The 17,078-nt window shown below is 33.4% G+C and carries 10 protein-coding genes; all 10 read left to right on the plus strand.

Annotated features, from left to right (window positions below; all coding sequences use genetic code 11):
- Positions 1-46 precede the first annotated feature (46 nt).
- The 10 genes from FF125_RS03815 (at position 47) to FF125_RS03860 (ending at position 17,057) form a co-directional block, all read left to right on the plus strand.
- Positions 47-1,369 carry an MFS transporter gene (locus FF125_RS03815; RefSeq protein ID WP_138948531.1) on the plus strand — a complete coding sequence of 441 codons (1,323 nt, stop codon included), beginning with the start codon at positions 47-49 and terminating at the stop codon, positions 1,367-1,369.
- Entirely contained in the window at positions 1,366-2,526 is a 1,161-nt protein-coding gene (locus FF125_RS03820) for a mandelate racemase/muconate lactonizing enzyme family protein (protein ID WP_175418864.1), read from the plus strand. The genes FF125_RS03815 and FF125_RS03820 overlap by 4 nt, the downstream gene beginning before the upstream one ends.
- Before the next feature lie 50 nt (positions 2,527-2,576).
- Positions 2,577-4,346, plus strand: a complete 1,770-nt coding sequence (locus FF125_RS03825; protein ID WP_138948533.1) for an arylsulfatase — start codon at positions 2,577-2,579, stop codon at positions 4,344-4,346.
- Positions 4,347-4,520: 174 nt separating this feature from the next.
- Positions 4,521-5,939 (plus strand): sulfatase, encoded by a 1,419-nt coding sequence (locus tag FF125_RS03830; protein WP_138948534.1) that lies wholly within the window; start codon positions 4,521-4,523, stop codon positions 5,937-5,939.
- Between the two features lie 62 nt (positions 5,940-6,001).
- The gene (locus FF125_RS03835; RefSeq protein ID WP_138948535.1) at positions 6,002-7,513 is read left to right on the plus strand and encodes a family 16 glycosylhydrolase; all 1,512 of its coding nucleotides are present in this window, start codon (positions 6,002-6,004) and stop codon (positions 7,511-7,513) included.
- A 15-nt stretch (positions 7,514-7,528) separates the two neighbouring features.
- Positions 7,529-9,514, plus strand: a complete 1,986-nt coding sequence (locus tag FF125_RS03840; RefSeq protein ID WP_138948536.1) for a glycoside hydrolase family 127 protein — start codon at positions 7,529-7,531, stop codon at positions 9,512-9,514.
- A 23-nt stretch (positions 9,515-9,537) separates the two neighbouring features.
- On the plus strand, positions 9,538-11,931 hold the full coding sequence (locus FF125_RS03845; protein ID WP_138948537.1) for an alpha-amylase family protein: 2,394 nt from the start codon (positions 9,538-9,540) through the stop codon (positions 11,929-11,931).
- A gap of 80 nt (positions 11,932-12,011) precedes the next feature.
- On the plus strand, positions 12,012-13,883 hold the full coding sequence (locus tag FF125_RS03850) for an FG-GAP repeat domain-containing protein (protein ID WP_138948538.1): 1,872 nt from the start codon (positions 12,012-12,014) through the stop codon (positions 13,881-13,883).
- A gap of 37 nt (positions 13,884-13,920) precedes the next feature.
- On the plus strand, positions 13,921-15,495 hold the full coding sequence (locus tag FF125_RS03855; protein WP_138948539.1) for an MFS transporter: 1,575 nt from the start codon (positions 13,921-13,923) through the stop codon (positions 15,493-15,495).
- 101 nt (positions 15,496-15,596) lie between these two features.
- Positions 15,597-17,057 carry a hypothetical protein gene (locus tag FF125_RS03860; protein ID WP_138948540.1) on the plus strand — a complete coding sequence of 487 codons (1,461 nt, stop codon included), beginning with the start codon at positions 15,597-15,599 and terminating at the stop codon, positions 17,055-17,057.
- Positions 17,058-17,078 lie beyond the last annotated feature (21 nt).

Here is a 17,078-nt window from a genome sequence, read left to right on the forward strand (position 1 = left end):
ATAAATACCTTAATAAATTTTAATTTAAAAGATAAGAATCCTTGGAATGAATTCAAAAGCTAATTTAAAACCAACTAAAAAGCGGTATAATATACTAGCACTAATTTTTGGTACAGTAGTTATCAATTACCTTGACAGAACTAATATCTCAGTAGCAGCTTCAGCAATAAGTGAATCGATGGAGCTAAGTACTGTACAAATGGGGCTTGTTTTTTCAGCCTTTGGCATTGCTTATGCAGCATTACAAATTCCAGGAGGTATTATTGTAGATAAAGTGAGGTTAAGATTGCTTTATGCCTTAATGTTATTTTTTTGGTCTATAGCAACTTTATTTCAAGGATTTGTAGGCTCTTTTAAAATCTTATTGGGTTTAAGAGCAAGTATAGGGGTTTTTGAAGCACCATCATATCCTGCAAATAATGCTATAGTAACGAAGTGGTTTCCCGAAACTGAACGGGCCTCGGCTATTGCAATATACACCTCAGGTCAATTTATTGGTCTGGCATTTTTATTCCCTGTTTTAACACTAATTCAAGATAAAGTGGGTTGGAGAGGTTTATTAATTGTTTCTGGTGTTATTGGAATTGTTTGGGCATTTGTTTGGTATCTATTTTATAGAGATCCAGATCAACATAAAACGGTTAATAAATCTGAATTAAAATTAATAAAAGATGGGGGTGGTTTTGCTCCTAATAAAAACAAAACTAAAAAAAAGGAGAAATTCAACTGGGATGATTTTTTTGAGGCATTTAAGCATAAAAAACTTTGGGGTATTTACATAGGTCAATTTTGTATGGGATCCATGTCTATCTTTTTTTTAACATGGTTTCCAACTTATTTAGTAGAATATCGTGGACTTGATTTTATAAAATCTGGTTTTCTGGCCTCAATTCCATTCTTAGCTGCTTTCTGTGGTGTACTTTTAGCTGGATTTTCTTCTGATTATTTGATAAAAAAAGGGAGAACAGCTGAGTTTTCGAGAAAGGCCCCTGTATTGATTGGTCTATCCTTATCAACATTAATAATCGGAGCCAACTTTACGGACAGTACGTTTTTTATAATCTTATTCTTAACCATAGCTTTTTTTGGAAACGGCCTTGCATCTATTACATGGGTGTTTGTGTCTTTAATGGCACCAAAGCGTATAATAGGGCTAGTAGGCGGTGTATTTAATTTAATTGGCGGTTTATCTGCTGTAATTGTTCCAACTGTAATAGGTGTTTTAGTAAAAGACGGTGACTTTAGTCCTGCATTGTTTTTTATTGGAGCATTAACAATAATCGGATTTTTGTCATTTTTATTAGTAGTTGGTAAGGTGAAAAGAATAGAATTAAAGGATGACAGTAGTATTGAAAATATAGAATTATGAAAATAACAGCAATTAAAACATTTCCTGTAAATATTGCAGGTAGAAGCCAGTTAAACATAAAAGTTGAAACGGACGCGGGTATTTATGGATGGGGAGCTTCAGGAATAACGGGTAGAGAACTTGCCGTAATTGGTGTAATTGAGAACTATCGCCCTTTATTAATTGGTAAAGACCCAAGACAAATTGGGGCTATTTGGCAAGATTTATATCGGGGACAATATTTTGAAGGAGGTCGTGTGCTAACTGCAGCCATTTCTGCAATAGATATTGCATTATATGATATTAAGGGAAAGGCACTTGGAGTTCCTGTTTATGAATTGCTTGGCGGAAAACAACGTGATTATGTTGAGTGTTTTGCTTCATTACGATTTAGCAGTAAGGAAGAATTAATAGAAAAGTCTAAAACATTACTTACGGAAGGGTGGCCAATGTTACGATTGGCACCTGCAGAATATGAAGAAGGAAAAAAAGCTTCCATTTTTGAACCTAGAAAATCTATTGCTATAATTGCCGAATGGATAATTGCTTTGAGAAAAGAGATTGGATTTGCACCGACAATCGGAATAGACTATCATCATCGTTTAACCGTACCCGAAACAGTTTCGTTCATTAAAAGTATGCCAGTTGGCACACTTGATTTTATAGAAGAACCTATAAGAGATGAGTCCCCCGAAGCTTATGAATGTTTGAGGAAAATGGTTGATGTTCCATTCGCCATAGGTGAAGAATTTGCCAGTAAATGGCAATTTATGCCCTATATTGAAAAAAATATTACGCAATTTGCGAGAGTAGATGTTTGTAATGTTGGTGGAATTACAGAAGCAATGAAGGTTGCCTCAATGGCTGAAATACATTATATAGACCTATTACCTCATAATCCAATAGGACCAATTTGTACCGCAGCAACAATACATTTAGCAGCTGCTAGTCCAAATTTCACATGGTTAGAAGAAATGAATACACCTGTAGATAACCCTGGTTTAGACGATTCCAATTACTATCCTTTGCAACCAAAATTAGAAGGTTCAAGGTATAAGGTATCAGATAAACCTGGTCTTGGCATTGAGTTTAATGAAGAATTGGCAATTAAAGAAGGTTTTGTGCCAGTAGAAACGCCACGGCTTAAAAGAAATGATGGTTCATATACGAACTGGTAAGTAGAAGCTTAGGGCGAAATTATTTAAACATGATAAAAAATTACATTAGCATGATATTTTCAAAAAATCAATTAGTTATAGTTGCTTTATTATTTACTTTTATGTTCAATTCGTTTGGACAACAATCTTCAATAAAAAAAGAAATTAGACCAAACATTATTATTATGATGACTGATGATCAAGGTTATGGTGATATTGGTTCTCATGGTAATCCATATTTGAAGACACCTCATATTGAATCTATTGGCGAACAAGGAATCGAAATGACTAATTTTATGTCATATCCAAATTGTTCCGCTTCAAGGGCAGCCTTGTTAACAGGAAGATACCCTTATCGAACCGGTGTAACGGCAGTTACACAGGTAGATCATTTTATGAATGCTTCAGAAGTTACCATTGCGGAAATTTTGAGTGATAATGGATACAGAACCGGTATTTTTGGTAAATGGCATGTGGGTGACAATCATCCAATGCGTCCAACAGATCAAGGCTTTCAGGAAGCATTAGTACACAAAGGTGGTGGAATAGGCCAAGCTGCTGGTCCCGTTGGAAATACTTATTTCGACCCAGTATTAGAACACAATAATGTCTCAACAAAATACAATGGTTATTGTGATGATATTTTTACAGATGCCGCGTTAGATTTTATAGATAAAAACGACGATAGACCTTTTTTTACATATTTAGCAACCAACTTACCGCATTTTCCGCTCCAAGTTCCCGATAAAAAAGCAGAACCCTTCAGAAAAATGGGTTTGCATGAAGACAACGCATTAACCTATGGTATGATTGACAATATTGATACTAATGTTGGACGAGTTTTAGATAAATTAAAAGAATTAGGGATTGAAGAAAATACCATAGTGATCTTTCTATCTGATAATGGACCAAGACAAAGAAGAACAAAAAATGATGTATACCCAGGGCGGTGGGTAGCTAATTTGCGAGGCACTAAAACAAGTGTTTATGATGCTGGAATAAGGGTGCCGTTTTATGTGAAATGGCCAGGTAAATTGTCTATCGATAAAAAAACCAATATTATGGGAACAATGATAGATATTTTACCCACTGTATTAGATGCAGTAAAAATTGAAATACCCAAAGAAGTAAAAATAGACGGAAAATCTTTATTGCCACTATGGAGTAATAATGATACTAGTTTACTTGTAAATCGTGAGTTTATTGTGCAAATGCATTATGGTCCAACTCCATTTAAATATATGCACTTTGCTGTAAGAGGTCAAAAATATAAGCTTGTGAGTCCGCACGATTTTCCACATGGAATATTATATCAGCCGACAGATGAAGAATTGGAAAATACTCTTTCAAATTTAGAATTGTATGATATAGAAAATGACCCAAGTGAAAGAATTGATTTAGCAAGTAAGCACCCTAAAATTGTTGAAGAATTGCTCGAAAAATATGAAAATTGGTTCGATGAGGTAACCGAAGAAAGAGACGCAAAAGGGATACAAAGAATATACTTAGGAACTAAGGCACAGCCTATTGTTAACCTTTCTAGGTTTGATTGGGGTGGGGCAAGGGTTATATCTAAAAATGAATTAGGCTATTGGAGGGTTAAAACGGAAGCTGGTTTATATAAAATAACATTAAACCTTCCTGAGATTAAAGAAGATGGGGTAGCTCATATTAAATACGGAGATATTCACGTAGCTATTCAAATAAAGAAAGGGCAAAAAAATGTAATTTTTAAAGAAGTAAAGATCCCGAGTGGCTTTGGTAATTTTCAAGCGTTTGTAAAAGTCAAAAGATTAGCAATGGGTCCTTTATTTGTTAATGTTGAAAGACTTAATAGGTAATCATTGAAAGCTTCCTTTTTTAAATTAAAATGTATTAAGGTAAAATAAGCTAAAGACAGGGTAAATTTTATTATTAGGTAAACGCCAAATTTCGTTTAATTTGAACATAATAAATATCACATGCTTTTAATTAAAGCAACTAATATTGATTAGACACTTAAATTATCAAAAAAAATGAAAAATATAGTAGCCTTTTTAGTTTTTGTTCTTATGTATTCTGGTATAAATGCTCAAGAAAAACCGAATATAATTTTCTTATTCTCCGATGATGCAGGTTATGCTGATTTTGGTTTTCAAGGGAGTACAATTATGAAGACACCAAATTTGGATAAACTAGCAAAAAGTGGCGTAACATTTACTCAAGGTTATGTGTCAGCTTCTGTTTGCGGCCCTTCTAGAGCTGGGCTTATGACAGGTAAATACCAACAACGTTTTGGTTACGAAGAAATTAATGTGCCTGGTTATATGAGCGAGAATTCCAAATTTTTGGGAGATGATATGGGCTTGCCATTAGATCAAGTTACCATGGCTGATTATTTAAAGAAATTAGGATACACTAATGCCATGTACGGAAAATGGCATTTAGGTGATGCAGATCGTTTTCATCCCTTAAAAAGAGGTTTTGATGAGTTTTACGGATTTAGAGGAGGTGATAGAAGCTACTTTGCTTATAAAGAAGTGCCAAAAGGGCATTTAGATAAAAGGATGGAAAATGGTTTTGGAAATTTTGAAGAACCAAAAGCGTATGCAACAGATGTTTTTGCAGACAAAGCAATTTCCTTCATGGAAAGAAATAAAGATAAACCATTTTTTATTTATCTAGCATTTAATGCGGTGCATACTCCTATGGAAGCTACTGAAGAAGATTTAAAGAAATTCCCCAACTTAACTGGCAAACGTAAGGAGGTAGCTGCTATGACATTAGCGTTAGACCGTGCTTGTGGTAAAGTGTTAGATAAGTTAAAAGAACTAGGTTTAGAGGATAACACTATAATTGTATTTTCAAACGATAATGGTGGTCCAACGGATAAAAATGCATCTATTAACCTACCATTAAGTGGAACAAAATCAAATCAATTAGAAGGAGGGTTAAGAGTGCCTTTTTTAATCAGTTGGCCAAATCAAATAAAAAGTAATATAAAATATTCTTATCCCGTAAGTACTTTAGATTTATTACCAACATTTTATGCTGCTGGCGGAGGCAATATTGCAGATTTGAAAGAAGTGGACGGAGTTGATCTTCTACCTTACCTTACAGGTGACAACAGCACTCGACCTCATGAAACACTGTATTGGAAAAAAGAAAATCGAGGTGTTTACAGAGAAGGAGATTGGAAGTTTATCCGTTTTCCTGATAGACCTGCTGAGCTTTACGACATGAGTAAAGATATTCCAGAATTAGAAGATTTGGCTGATAAGTATCCTGAACGCGTAAAAGAGATGTATAAGAAACTTTTTAAATGGGAGCTAACGCTAGAACGACCTATGTGGATGTTAAAACGGAAATTTGAAAAAAACGATTTAGATAGGATGGATCGCTATAGAACACCAGAATTGGTAAAAAAGGAAACGTCGGAGCCTATTAAAAAATAATAGTAATTATCAATCTTTAAAAGAATGATAGTACTAATCTAATAATCAAAAATTACATAAAGATGATATTTAAAAGAACATTTAATCTTGTTTTAATATTAGGCCTTACAGGGCTTATAACAATTGGTTGTGAAGAAAATAAAAAAGATGGGTTAACTGAAAATGAATCAGAACAAACGAATCCAACAAATCAAGAAACGACCATTAGTCCTTTTTCTGACCCAGATAATAAGGAAGGTTGGGTGCTAAACGAAGAAATTAGTGATGAATTTGAAGGAACTAAAATAGATACTACAAAATGGTTTGTTGAGGGTCAGAATGGAGATTATTATATTTGGAAAGGAAGAGCACCTTCTCAATATGTTCCTCACAACGTAGTGGTTGAAAATGGAAATTTAAAATTAAGAACACAGTGGGAGCCTGATTATAATTTTGCAAAAGAAAGTTATGCAGATGGAGCTAATAAAGATGCTTATGGAGTTTATGAGGGTAAGCCATTACCAGTAACAACTGCAGCAATAGTAAGTAAAAAAAGGTTCTTGAATGGTTATATGGAAATAAAATCGAAAGCACCAAAAGCAGCCATGACAGCAGCATTTTGGGCTATTGGATTTGAGCAAGAGCTAGATATGTACGAACAAATGGGAGTGCCAAAAATTGCTAAAGAAGGCTCAATAACTAACAATATGAATAGAACTGCGATTCACGATTGGAGTCCACCTTCAACTAGACCTACAAAAGCATTCGGTTATGATGAAACATTACCCTATGTTACCTCAGATGATTTTCATATTTATGGTGTTGAATGGGGAGAAGATTATTTGAAAATATTTAGAGATGGTAAATTTGTTTACGGCTTTACGCAAGACGAATTAGGTACAGATTGGGTATTGAACAATCCTATGGAAATTTGGATAGATTCAGAAATCTTTAAGTGGATAGGAGTACCACATAAAGAAGAATTACCAGCTACTTTCGAAGTGGAATACATGAGAGTTTGGCAAAAACCTTCTGATAATTTACTGGAAAAAGATCGGGCTTTTTACGGTTTTGAAGGGCCGATTTTATTTGAAGAAAATCAAAAACCTTTAACAATGGTTCCTGAAGATGCTGACGCTAATGATTATCAAAAATTTTGGCTTTTTGATGAAGGATCTTCAACATATTTAAAAATTACTGAAGGGCATTATGCAAGTGGCGTAGAGGCACTACAATTTTTTGGATATGGGAAAAATGATAGTTTAAAGGTTGATAAGGTAAAAGTAACTTCACCTAAAGGTGCTTTAAATATTCCTGCAGGAGATTTTATATTATCTATGAAACTATGGTTAGATCAAGGTCGTGTCGCAAATAAAATTCATGTACTTTTAGGTAACCCTGAAATTGAAGTAGTATTCGACGGACTTAAAGACTTACCTCGAAGACAATGGGTAACCATAGAGCAAAAGATTTCAAGAGCAAAGGCATCTGAATTTGATGATTTCTTGACTTTAGAAATTAGGAAAAGTGACCTTCCTAAAACGAAAGCTGCAAAATTATTTATGGATGATTTAGCCATAAAAAAAGTTAAATAATAAGAATATACAGTAATGAGCACATTTTCAAAACTTCATAATAAATCAATTACAAACAATTCAGAAAGCCCGTTTGTAAAATTAAAAAGTATCAATTTTGGCGATTGTAAATGGACTTCAGGTTTTTGGTCAGAAAAGGTTAAGAATGCTAAAGAAAAAATGCTTCCATACATGGGAAACTTATTGTGTGGTGACATTGGCCATGGGTTAAACAACTTTAAAATCGCTGCGGGAGAAAAAGAAGGCGAACATAAAGGTTTTTTTTGGCATGATGGTGATTTCTATAAATTTATGGAAGCCAAAATGTATATATATGGTTTGACTAAAAATGCTTCGTTATTAAAAGAACTTGATGAATATATTGAAATTATTGGTAAAGCTCAAGAGGAAGATGGGTACATACATACGTATGTTCAAATTACAAAAGGTGTAGACCGATTTGAGAATAGAAAATACCATGAAATGTACAACTTCGGACATTTGTTTATTGCAGGTTCTATTCACTATCGTATTACAGGGCAACGCAATTTCTTAGATATTGCCATTAAAATGGCTGATTTACTGTTCACTTATTTTATGCCAGATACTAAGCATTATCAGCGATTTGGATTTAATCAAACTCAAATAATGGGCTTGGTAGAGTTGTACAGAACTACAAGAGATAAAAGATATTTAAAGCTTGCTGAAAAATTCATTAATAGAAGAGGAACTTTTGAAATAAAACATGATGATACTACCGAAGGTTATCCAATTGGTGATATGGTGCAAGAAAGAACGCCATTAAGAGAATCTAAGGAGGCTGTAGGGCATGCGGTGTTGGCATTATATTATTATGCAGGTGCAGCCGATGTTTATGCTGAAACGGGAGAGAAAGCTTTAATAGATGCACTAGATAAGTTATGGGAAAATGTCACTGGTAAAAAAATGTATGTAACTGGAGCTGTTGGTCAAGCACATTATGGTGCATCAACTAGTTTAGATATGATTGAAGAAGGTTTTATTGATGCGTATATGATGCCAAATATGACAGCGTATAACGAAACCTGTGCTAATCTTTGCAATGCTATGTTTAGTAGTAGAATGATGGGTATTTACGGAGAATCTAGATATGCAGATATAGTTGAATTGGTATTGTATAACAGTGGTTTGTCAGGTATTAGTTTAGAAGGGAAAGATTATTTCTATTCGAACCCTTTGCGAATGGTCAATAATACAAGAGATTATGATGCACATGCAGATGTAACAGAAAGTCCTGTAAGACAACCCTATTTAGAATGTTTTTGTTGTCCACCAAACTTAGTAAGAACAATATGTAAAAGTTCAGGGTGGGCGTATAATTTATCTGAAAATGGAGTAGCAGTGGTGCTCTTTGGAAGTAATAATTTAGATTCTAAACTATTAGATGGTTCTACAATAAAACTAACACAGGATACGGAATACCCTTGGAAAGGTCTAGTGAAAATTACAATTGATGAATGTAAAGATTCCGCTTTTGAAATTAAAGTTAGAATTCCAAAATGGGCTGTTGGTAGCACATTAAAAATAAATGGACAAGAAGTAAATGTTGAGGTGAAACCAGCAACTTTTGCAACAATAAGTAGAGCGTGGAAGGAAGGTGATACTATTACCTTAGATATGCCAATGGAAGTGACTTTAATTGAAGGTCATAATAGAATAGAAGAAGTAAGAAACCAAGTAGCTGTAAAAAGAGGTCCAATTGTATATTGTATAGAAACTCCAGATTTACCTAAAGATACATCAATTTTAGATGTGTATTTTAATGGAAATGATCAATTCGAAGCAGTGCATAGAAATGAATTTTTGGAAGGCGTAACTGTAATTAATACAGAACTTTTAATTAGAGAAGATAAGAAAGATGATATGTATCAAACAGTTAAAAAACCATCATGGAAATCTCATAAAACACAGCTAGTTCCATATTTCGCTTGGAGTAATAGAGGGCAGGCAGAAATGACTGTTTTTATGCCAATTATTTGGTAAAAGATTCAGATAAAAAATAAAAAATGAAACAAGACAACTATTTAACAATTGTGAAATTATATTTTATTATTTCCTCAATTTTCATGTTTGTAGCATGTGCTCAAGAAAACCAAATAAATGCTGAGGCCATAAAGAATATCAAAAAAATTGAAAAGTTAATGGAAATAGCGAGGTCAAAATCCATTGATGTGACAAGGGAAGAATCTACTTTATGGTTTTCTAAAGAGTTTTTAAAATTTGCCAATTGGGATGAAGCAAATAAAGACAAGGTGGAAAAACTATTTGGCTATGATAGCTATTATGCAAAGGATAAAGAAAAATTTGCTGAAGAACTTCCCGATTTAGAAAGGCAGAAAGTGACAGAAATGTTAAATAATGCAATTTACAATCTTGAAAAAGTTATTGATGGAAGTGTTAAGAGAAGACCAGTGAATAAAATAAATTGGGGAAATATTGAGGTCGCTAATAACGCATTAAAAAGTAATGGGAAACCCGTTTTTCTATTTGATTATTTTTCTAAAACTGTTGGGGCGAAATTAACAGATTCTAGCATTTATAATGATCATTTGGGGGGCATTTTTCATGGGGGCCAAAGGTTATATGAAGTGAATATGGATAGAGCTGTAAACCCATTTATATTAAATGAAGACGGAACGTTTAATCCTGATAAATTAGAACTAATCACAGAAATTCCTGATACTAATGTGGGTTTTTTAATTCTTTGGAATATGGGCATGCCGCAATGGATTCATGATAAAGAACCCGAAGTAACTAAAGGGCGTTCTCTGTTTACAGGTTTTGATATTGACAATCCTTTAATGAGAGATGTATGGAGTAAAGTAATGAAGAAAACTGGCCAACTTACCAAAGGGAAAAAAGTAACTCAATTAGGGTATATCTTATCAAATGAGCCACATTGGTTTTCAGAAAAAGGTCATTGGACTCAGAATTTTAAAGAAATGAATTCTATTTCTTCTTATACCTTGAATAAATTTAGAAATTGGTTATCAGAAAAGTATAATGAAAATATAGGGCTGTTAAATGAAAATTGGAAAAGCTCTTATAGTGATTTTAATGCTATCGAAATTGAAATACCAATGGATAAAGTACTAAGAGGACAACCCATTTGGTATGACTGGTGCAGATATAATATGGATAGAAGCACAGAGTGGTTTACTTATCTGCAAGCACAGTTGCGAGAGACAAACCCAGATGCTGACACCCACATAAAAGTAATGCCAAAAATGTTTAGAGATGACTATCGTTCTCATGGTATTGATTTAGAGGCCTTAACGGAAGTTACTTCTATGATAGGAAACGATGCCAAAACTATGGGAGGAAGAAGTTTTAGATCCAAAAAACCTGAAAAATGGGAAGAGAAATATGCGTATTGGTGGGATGAAATGAGTTTGCCATTTGATTTTTTGGAATCAGTTGCTCCAAATAAGATAAATGTAAATTCTGAGACACATTATTTATCAGCTTCGGCGTGGAAAGACCTTAATACTTCGCCAGATTATGTTAGAAATGTATTTTGGTTATCAACACTTCAGGGAATGGATGTGGGAATTTCTTGGTTTTGGGCTCGTGATTCAGATGGTTCTCCAGAAGATAGATTAGAAGGTGAATTAAATTTCTTTGATCCTGCATTAGCAGGTTCTTATGCTGGTTCTGCTAACATGCAACCTCAAATGGTTAATGAAGTAGCTCAGGTTTACATGGACATGAATAGCTTCTCAGATGAAATAATGGCTCTCAGAGAACAACGGAGACCATTAAGAATTTTTCATTCAGAAACTTCTGCAATTAATAAAAAGAATCAAATGACCCAACAGTTTGAGTTGTATGAATCACTCTTTTTTGAAGGGTTCCCAGTTGGGTATGCCACTGAGAAAATTATTAATAAGCAAGATAATTCTATTTGGGAAGCCATATTAGTATACAAAACAGAGTATGTTACAGCTAGAGAATTTGAAGCACTTCAGGGCTATTTAAATAAAGGCGGAACAATCATCGTAGATAGTAAAGAAAGCTTGTCTTTAAATGAATATGGAATAAAGAGAGAAAAAGTGTTGTCAAATAATAAAGGAACATTAATAGTAATGGATGGCAATGTTTCAGCTCAGGATTTAAAAAGCATTGCATTAAAAACTATTAATGAAAGTTTGCCAGAAATAGTTTTAAAAGAAGATAATGGAACATCGTACAAAGGTTGTACATGGAGAGTTGTAAAAAATGATGATGGTAGATATATCATTAATATTTTAAATATTGGTAAAAATAATGCAACGTTAAATTTAGAATTTAAAAATGGTAAAAAAGCAAATATTATCAATATGATGAATGGACTAACTCTCAATAATACTTTTGACATCAAATCAAATGGAGTGCTTTTATTAGAAGTTTCTGATAAATGATTAATAGCAAAAAATCATTATTTATAAAGTATTACGGTATTTATGCCCCTCTTAAAAGCAATAAATTAAATTAAAGTTATATGCAGTTAAAAAAAAATGTAATATTTCTAGCTATTTTAATAGCTTCACTATCAGTGAAATATAGTTATTGTCAACATGAAAATAAAAATATTTTCAAAGAAGTTTTTAAAGAATTTCCAAGGCAAGAAAAAGACTTGCGTAAATGGGACTCACCCGTAATAGCAGATTTAGATCAAGATGGTCATGTCGATATACTTATAAATGATCATGGCTATGCAATTCAAGTGCAGTGGAATAATAGTGGTGAATTTTCAAAACCTTATGACATTATCATGGGAGATTTACATGGTGTTTCTGTAGGTGATTTTGATAAAGATGGTAATTTGGAAATTATCATGTCTCGTGGTGGAGGCTCAGGTAGTAATGCTAGAAATTCAAAAATATTTCGAGTTACTAAAGATCGCGAGTTTATTGAATTAGAAGATTTTAAAGAACCTTTGGCTATGATGCGAGGTAGAGTTGTTGCATTTATTGATGGTGATAATGACGGTGATTTAGACTTGCTAAATTTTGCTTTTCCTGATGCGACAAAGAAAGGTGAAAGCGAAAATTATATCTATGAAAATGATGGTAAAAGACAATTAATTTTACATGCAAAATTACCTGCCATAAAGGCTGATGGGCAAAAAACCTTAGTTACTGATTTCAATGGTGATAATGTCTTCGATATAATTTTATATGGTAATGGAGTGTTAAAAGCTTTTAAGGGCAATGGTGATTTAACATATCAAGATGTATCAAAAAAAGTATTTCCTATTGATATCGAAAATGTAACAGGAATCGCTGAAATCGATTTTGACAATGATGGTGATTTTGATTTATATATTACACGTGGTAATGATTTTGAAATAGGAGAAACCTTTTATGATAGTGAAACGAAAACTTTTGGTCTCTTTACCAAACGTGGTGAATTTCAATTTGAAGATTTAGAAGTTGGCGATGTGCTGAATATGGAGAATTTTCAATCGCAGTGGCCAACTAACGACACTTTTTTTATTGGAGAAGCCGCTTATGATTATGAATTTAAAGGTGAAACTCATTCAGGTAAAAATATCAGATTGGTAAATAGTGATGCACTTGGTTTTCCTGACCATCCTGATTATAAAGAAAAAAAAGGTTGGTATATTGGTTATGTGGGTAATAGAAAATGGCGAATAGGTGGTTTTCTATGGGCACCAGCCACTGGCATTATTCATGGTGTAGAAAGTTATCGTGAAGTAAAGCATTCAGAAGGATTAGAAGATATATTGCTTGAAAATAGAGGAAAAGAGTTTAAAGATGTTACTAAGGCATTTGGTTTGTCAAATAAAGAACATACAACAGCAGTAAGTGTTTCAGATTTAGATAATAATGGATATCAAGATTTACTTGTGGTTAAGCGAGGTGATTTAATTCACCCTAACGAATCCATCATATATTTAAACTCAAAGGCTTCCGGGTTTAAAAAACTTGAAAAACATAATATTATTTCCCCAGAATTGGGAGCCATCGGTATGGCAGTTGAAACATTTGATTATAACCAAGATGGAAAGGTAGACGTTGTATTAGGAAATGAACGCGGAAAATGGCATTTGTTTAAAAATGAATTATCTGAGGCAAAAGAAAATAATTATATAACTGTTGAGGTTGGTATTTCTAAAACGCAAAAGACATCTGCTTTAGGTGCTTTGGTTGAAATAGAGTCATGTGGAAATCGTCAAATTCAACGAGTTGGTAGCACTGGAGCTTCATATTCCCTAAGTCATAATAATTTTGTGAATTTTGGTCTAAGTAATTGCAAGTCCATTAAGGTGAAAGTGACTTGGACGAACGGAGAAACTGTATCCAAGACGATTTCAACAGTAAATAAAAAGATTAAAATTGGAATTTAATCAATCTAAAAAATAAAGTAACTAAACAGCAATCACTATGAGTTCATTCAAAAGAAATGCCTTTACGTACTCCACCATCGTTGCTATGGGAGGTTTTGTGTTTGGTCTTGATGCCGCATTAATTTCGGGAGCATTCAAATTCATTACAGCTGAATTTAATTTAAACCCTTGGCAGGTAGGAGCTTTAGGTTTTGGACCAGGTATTGGTGTATTAGTCGCATTACCACTTGCAGCTTGGTCTAGTAACAAATATGGGAGAAAGGCAACGTTAAAAATTATTGCTGCCATGTATTTAATTTCAGCATTGGGTTCTGCCTTTGCACCTTCTTTCGCAACCCTATTTGCTGCACGTTTTCTTGGAGGATTGGCTTTCAGTTCTATTACATTAGCAGCGATGTATATTGGTGAAATAGCACCAGCAGAATGGCGAGGAAAGTTAGTGTCTATGACGCAAATAAATATCGTGATTGGTTTAACAGCTGCTTATTTTATAAATTATTGGCTGTTACAGACTACCAATTCTAATGCAGAATGGGTGACAACATGGGGTCTACGAGAACATACTTGGCGATGGATGTTAGGTATTGAAATTATTCCAGCTCTAATATGGTTTGGATTATTGTATCTGGTGCCTCGAAGCCCCGCTTGGTTAGTTTACAAAGGGAAATACAATGAAGCTAAATTAACCCTAGCTAAAGTTATTCCAAATAGTGAAATTGAAGCACATGTTGCTGAAATGAAGGAAAGTGTTGAAAATAGTAATCAAGATAGGTCAGTTGGAACCCAATTAAAAGAAATCTTCGGTAAAAAAATGCGTATTGTGGCTATCGTGGCTTTTACTATGGCTATAGTTCAGCAATCTACAGGTATCAATGCCGTATTAACTTATGCACCAACCGTGATGGAGCAATTAGGTTTAGGTCAAAATGCAGCATTTGAGCAGGCCATTTGGATAGGATTAGTGAGTGTGATTTTTACTATTTTATCATTAGTGTTGATAGATAAAATGGGCAGACGTCCTATGATGATTTGGGGATTGGTTTGGGTAATTTTAAGTTTGGGAGTTTGTGCATACGGATTTGGTACTGCAAAATATGAAGTAACAAATGAAGCGATTGCTGAGATGCATGATATTCAGGATGTAAATAAATTAACTAAGTTGGTAGGCAAACAATTTGCCACAGATATTGAATTTAAAGAAGCTGTTAAAAGTGTAATGGGCGAGATTTCAGCACGAGATAATTCGAGTGTATTTTTACAGAAGTCTGCCGTTTTAAATGCCACATTAATTTTAATAGGGATTTTAAGCTTTATTGCCGCATTTCATTTTTCTGTAGGACCGATAATGTGGGTACTTTTGTCTGAAATTTTTCCAATTACTCTGAGAGGTATAGCCATACCATTTTTTGCTTTGCTTTCTAGTACTATCAGTGCATTAACTCAATTTTTCTTTCCGTGGCAACTCGCTAATATGGGTGCAAGTACTATATTTTTGTTTTACGGAGGGCTAGTATTTATAGGCTTGGCGATACTATTTAAGTACCTACCCGAAACGAAAAATTTAACAATTGAAGAAATTCAAGCGAAGTTACAAGTAAAGTCAAAGGTTTAGCTTTATTTGTTAAGGTTAAAATAGTACTCTTTTAAGGTAAAATTTATACATCAAATCGACTAAATCTCATATACATTTGGGTGCTTAAAGAGATTTTTAAAATGAAGAATATTCTATTTACTATTTTTAGTTTAACAATTATTAATTGTTGTGTAGCTCAACAATCTACTGTTTCAGTTGAGAAAAATTATAATAATTGGCAATGGGATAGTGTTTTTGTAGCCAAAAATAAATACATAAGTATAGCGGTTGTGCCTAAAGCAGCGGGAAGAATTCTTGAATATAATTTAGGAGACGTTCCATCTTTATGGTTAAATCCTAAAATGTTTGGTAAGTCTTTTAAACCAACAGATTTAGTAAAGAAAAATGAATGGCGAAACTTTGGAGGTTATAGATTAGTACCGTTACCGATAGAAAATTGTGCTATCGATAGTAATGGAGATAAAACACAACGTTGGCCACCGCCTGCAATTATTGGTGATAGTCCTTATGACGCCGTAATAACAACAAATGCAGAAGGTTATAAAAGTATAAAAGTAACTTCTGGTATACAAAATTTACCTGTTCCAACTTATAATGACAAAACGAAATTATTTAATCAACCAACTGCAATTGATGAACAATTGCAATATAGTAGAAGTCTTTACATTAAACCGAATAGCAGTTTGGTTTATATCAACCACACACTAAAAAACGCGGGAGATAAAATAATAAAAAGAGGAATTATGACTTCAAGTCAACATGTTTTTCGTAGTAATCCAGAATTAGAAGACGGTGAAAATTTTTTAGCCTACGTTCCTTTCAATAAAAATTATAAACTTCCCAATGGTAAGCAGTACGAAATTATGGGTACGGCTGATTCAAGATGGAGGTATGTAAATCGTAACAGAATGCCTATTGATAAAAATAACCCGGAAGATGTAAAGCGTTTTTATAATAATGGCACCAATTGGACAGGTGAAGTTACCCCCGGAGTTTTTGAAATGCATTATGATTATTATTTAATGAGTGGATTTCATATAATCTCATCAAAATCATGGGTTTGTTATGTGAATAAAATTAATAACACAGTCTTTGCTAAAATTTTAGAACCTTATAATCCTTCCTTAGAATATGACCATGGCTTAAATGTATCCATATTTATGAGTGGTATGGAAACAGGTTATCTTGAAACTGAAGTGAAAACACCTTTGTATACGCTCCAGCCTGGTAAAAGTTTTGATTATAAAGAGATTCATGGAGCTGCAAAAGTTTCTTCATTACCTGTTATTGATGTAAATGAAACTGGTGTTATCACACAAAAAATAAATTTTGATACTAAAACCAATAAATTAAAGGGGAGTTATGGTGTTTTTTATGAAGGAGATGCTGTAGTTCGTTTAATGGATGAAGCTAATAATATTATTAAAGATATTGATCTTCATAATGTAAATCCCTTAAGTGCTTTTATTATTAATTATACTTTAGAAAAATACAAGAAGGCGTCTAGAGCCATTATTTTAATTAAAGATGGAACTTCCAACGAACATATTCTTGATGAAGTGAATTTTAAAAGGCAGTAATGTTAATATTAAATAATTAAA

It is taken from the genome of Aureibaculum algae, from assembly GCF_006065315.1.
Lineage (GTDB): Bacteria > Bacteroidota > Bacteroidia > Flavobacteriales > Flavobacteriaceae > Aureibaculum > Aureibaculum algae.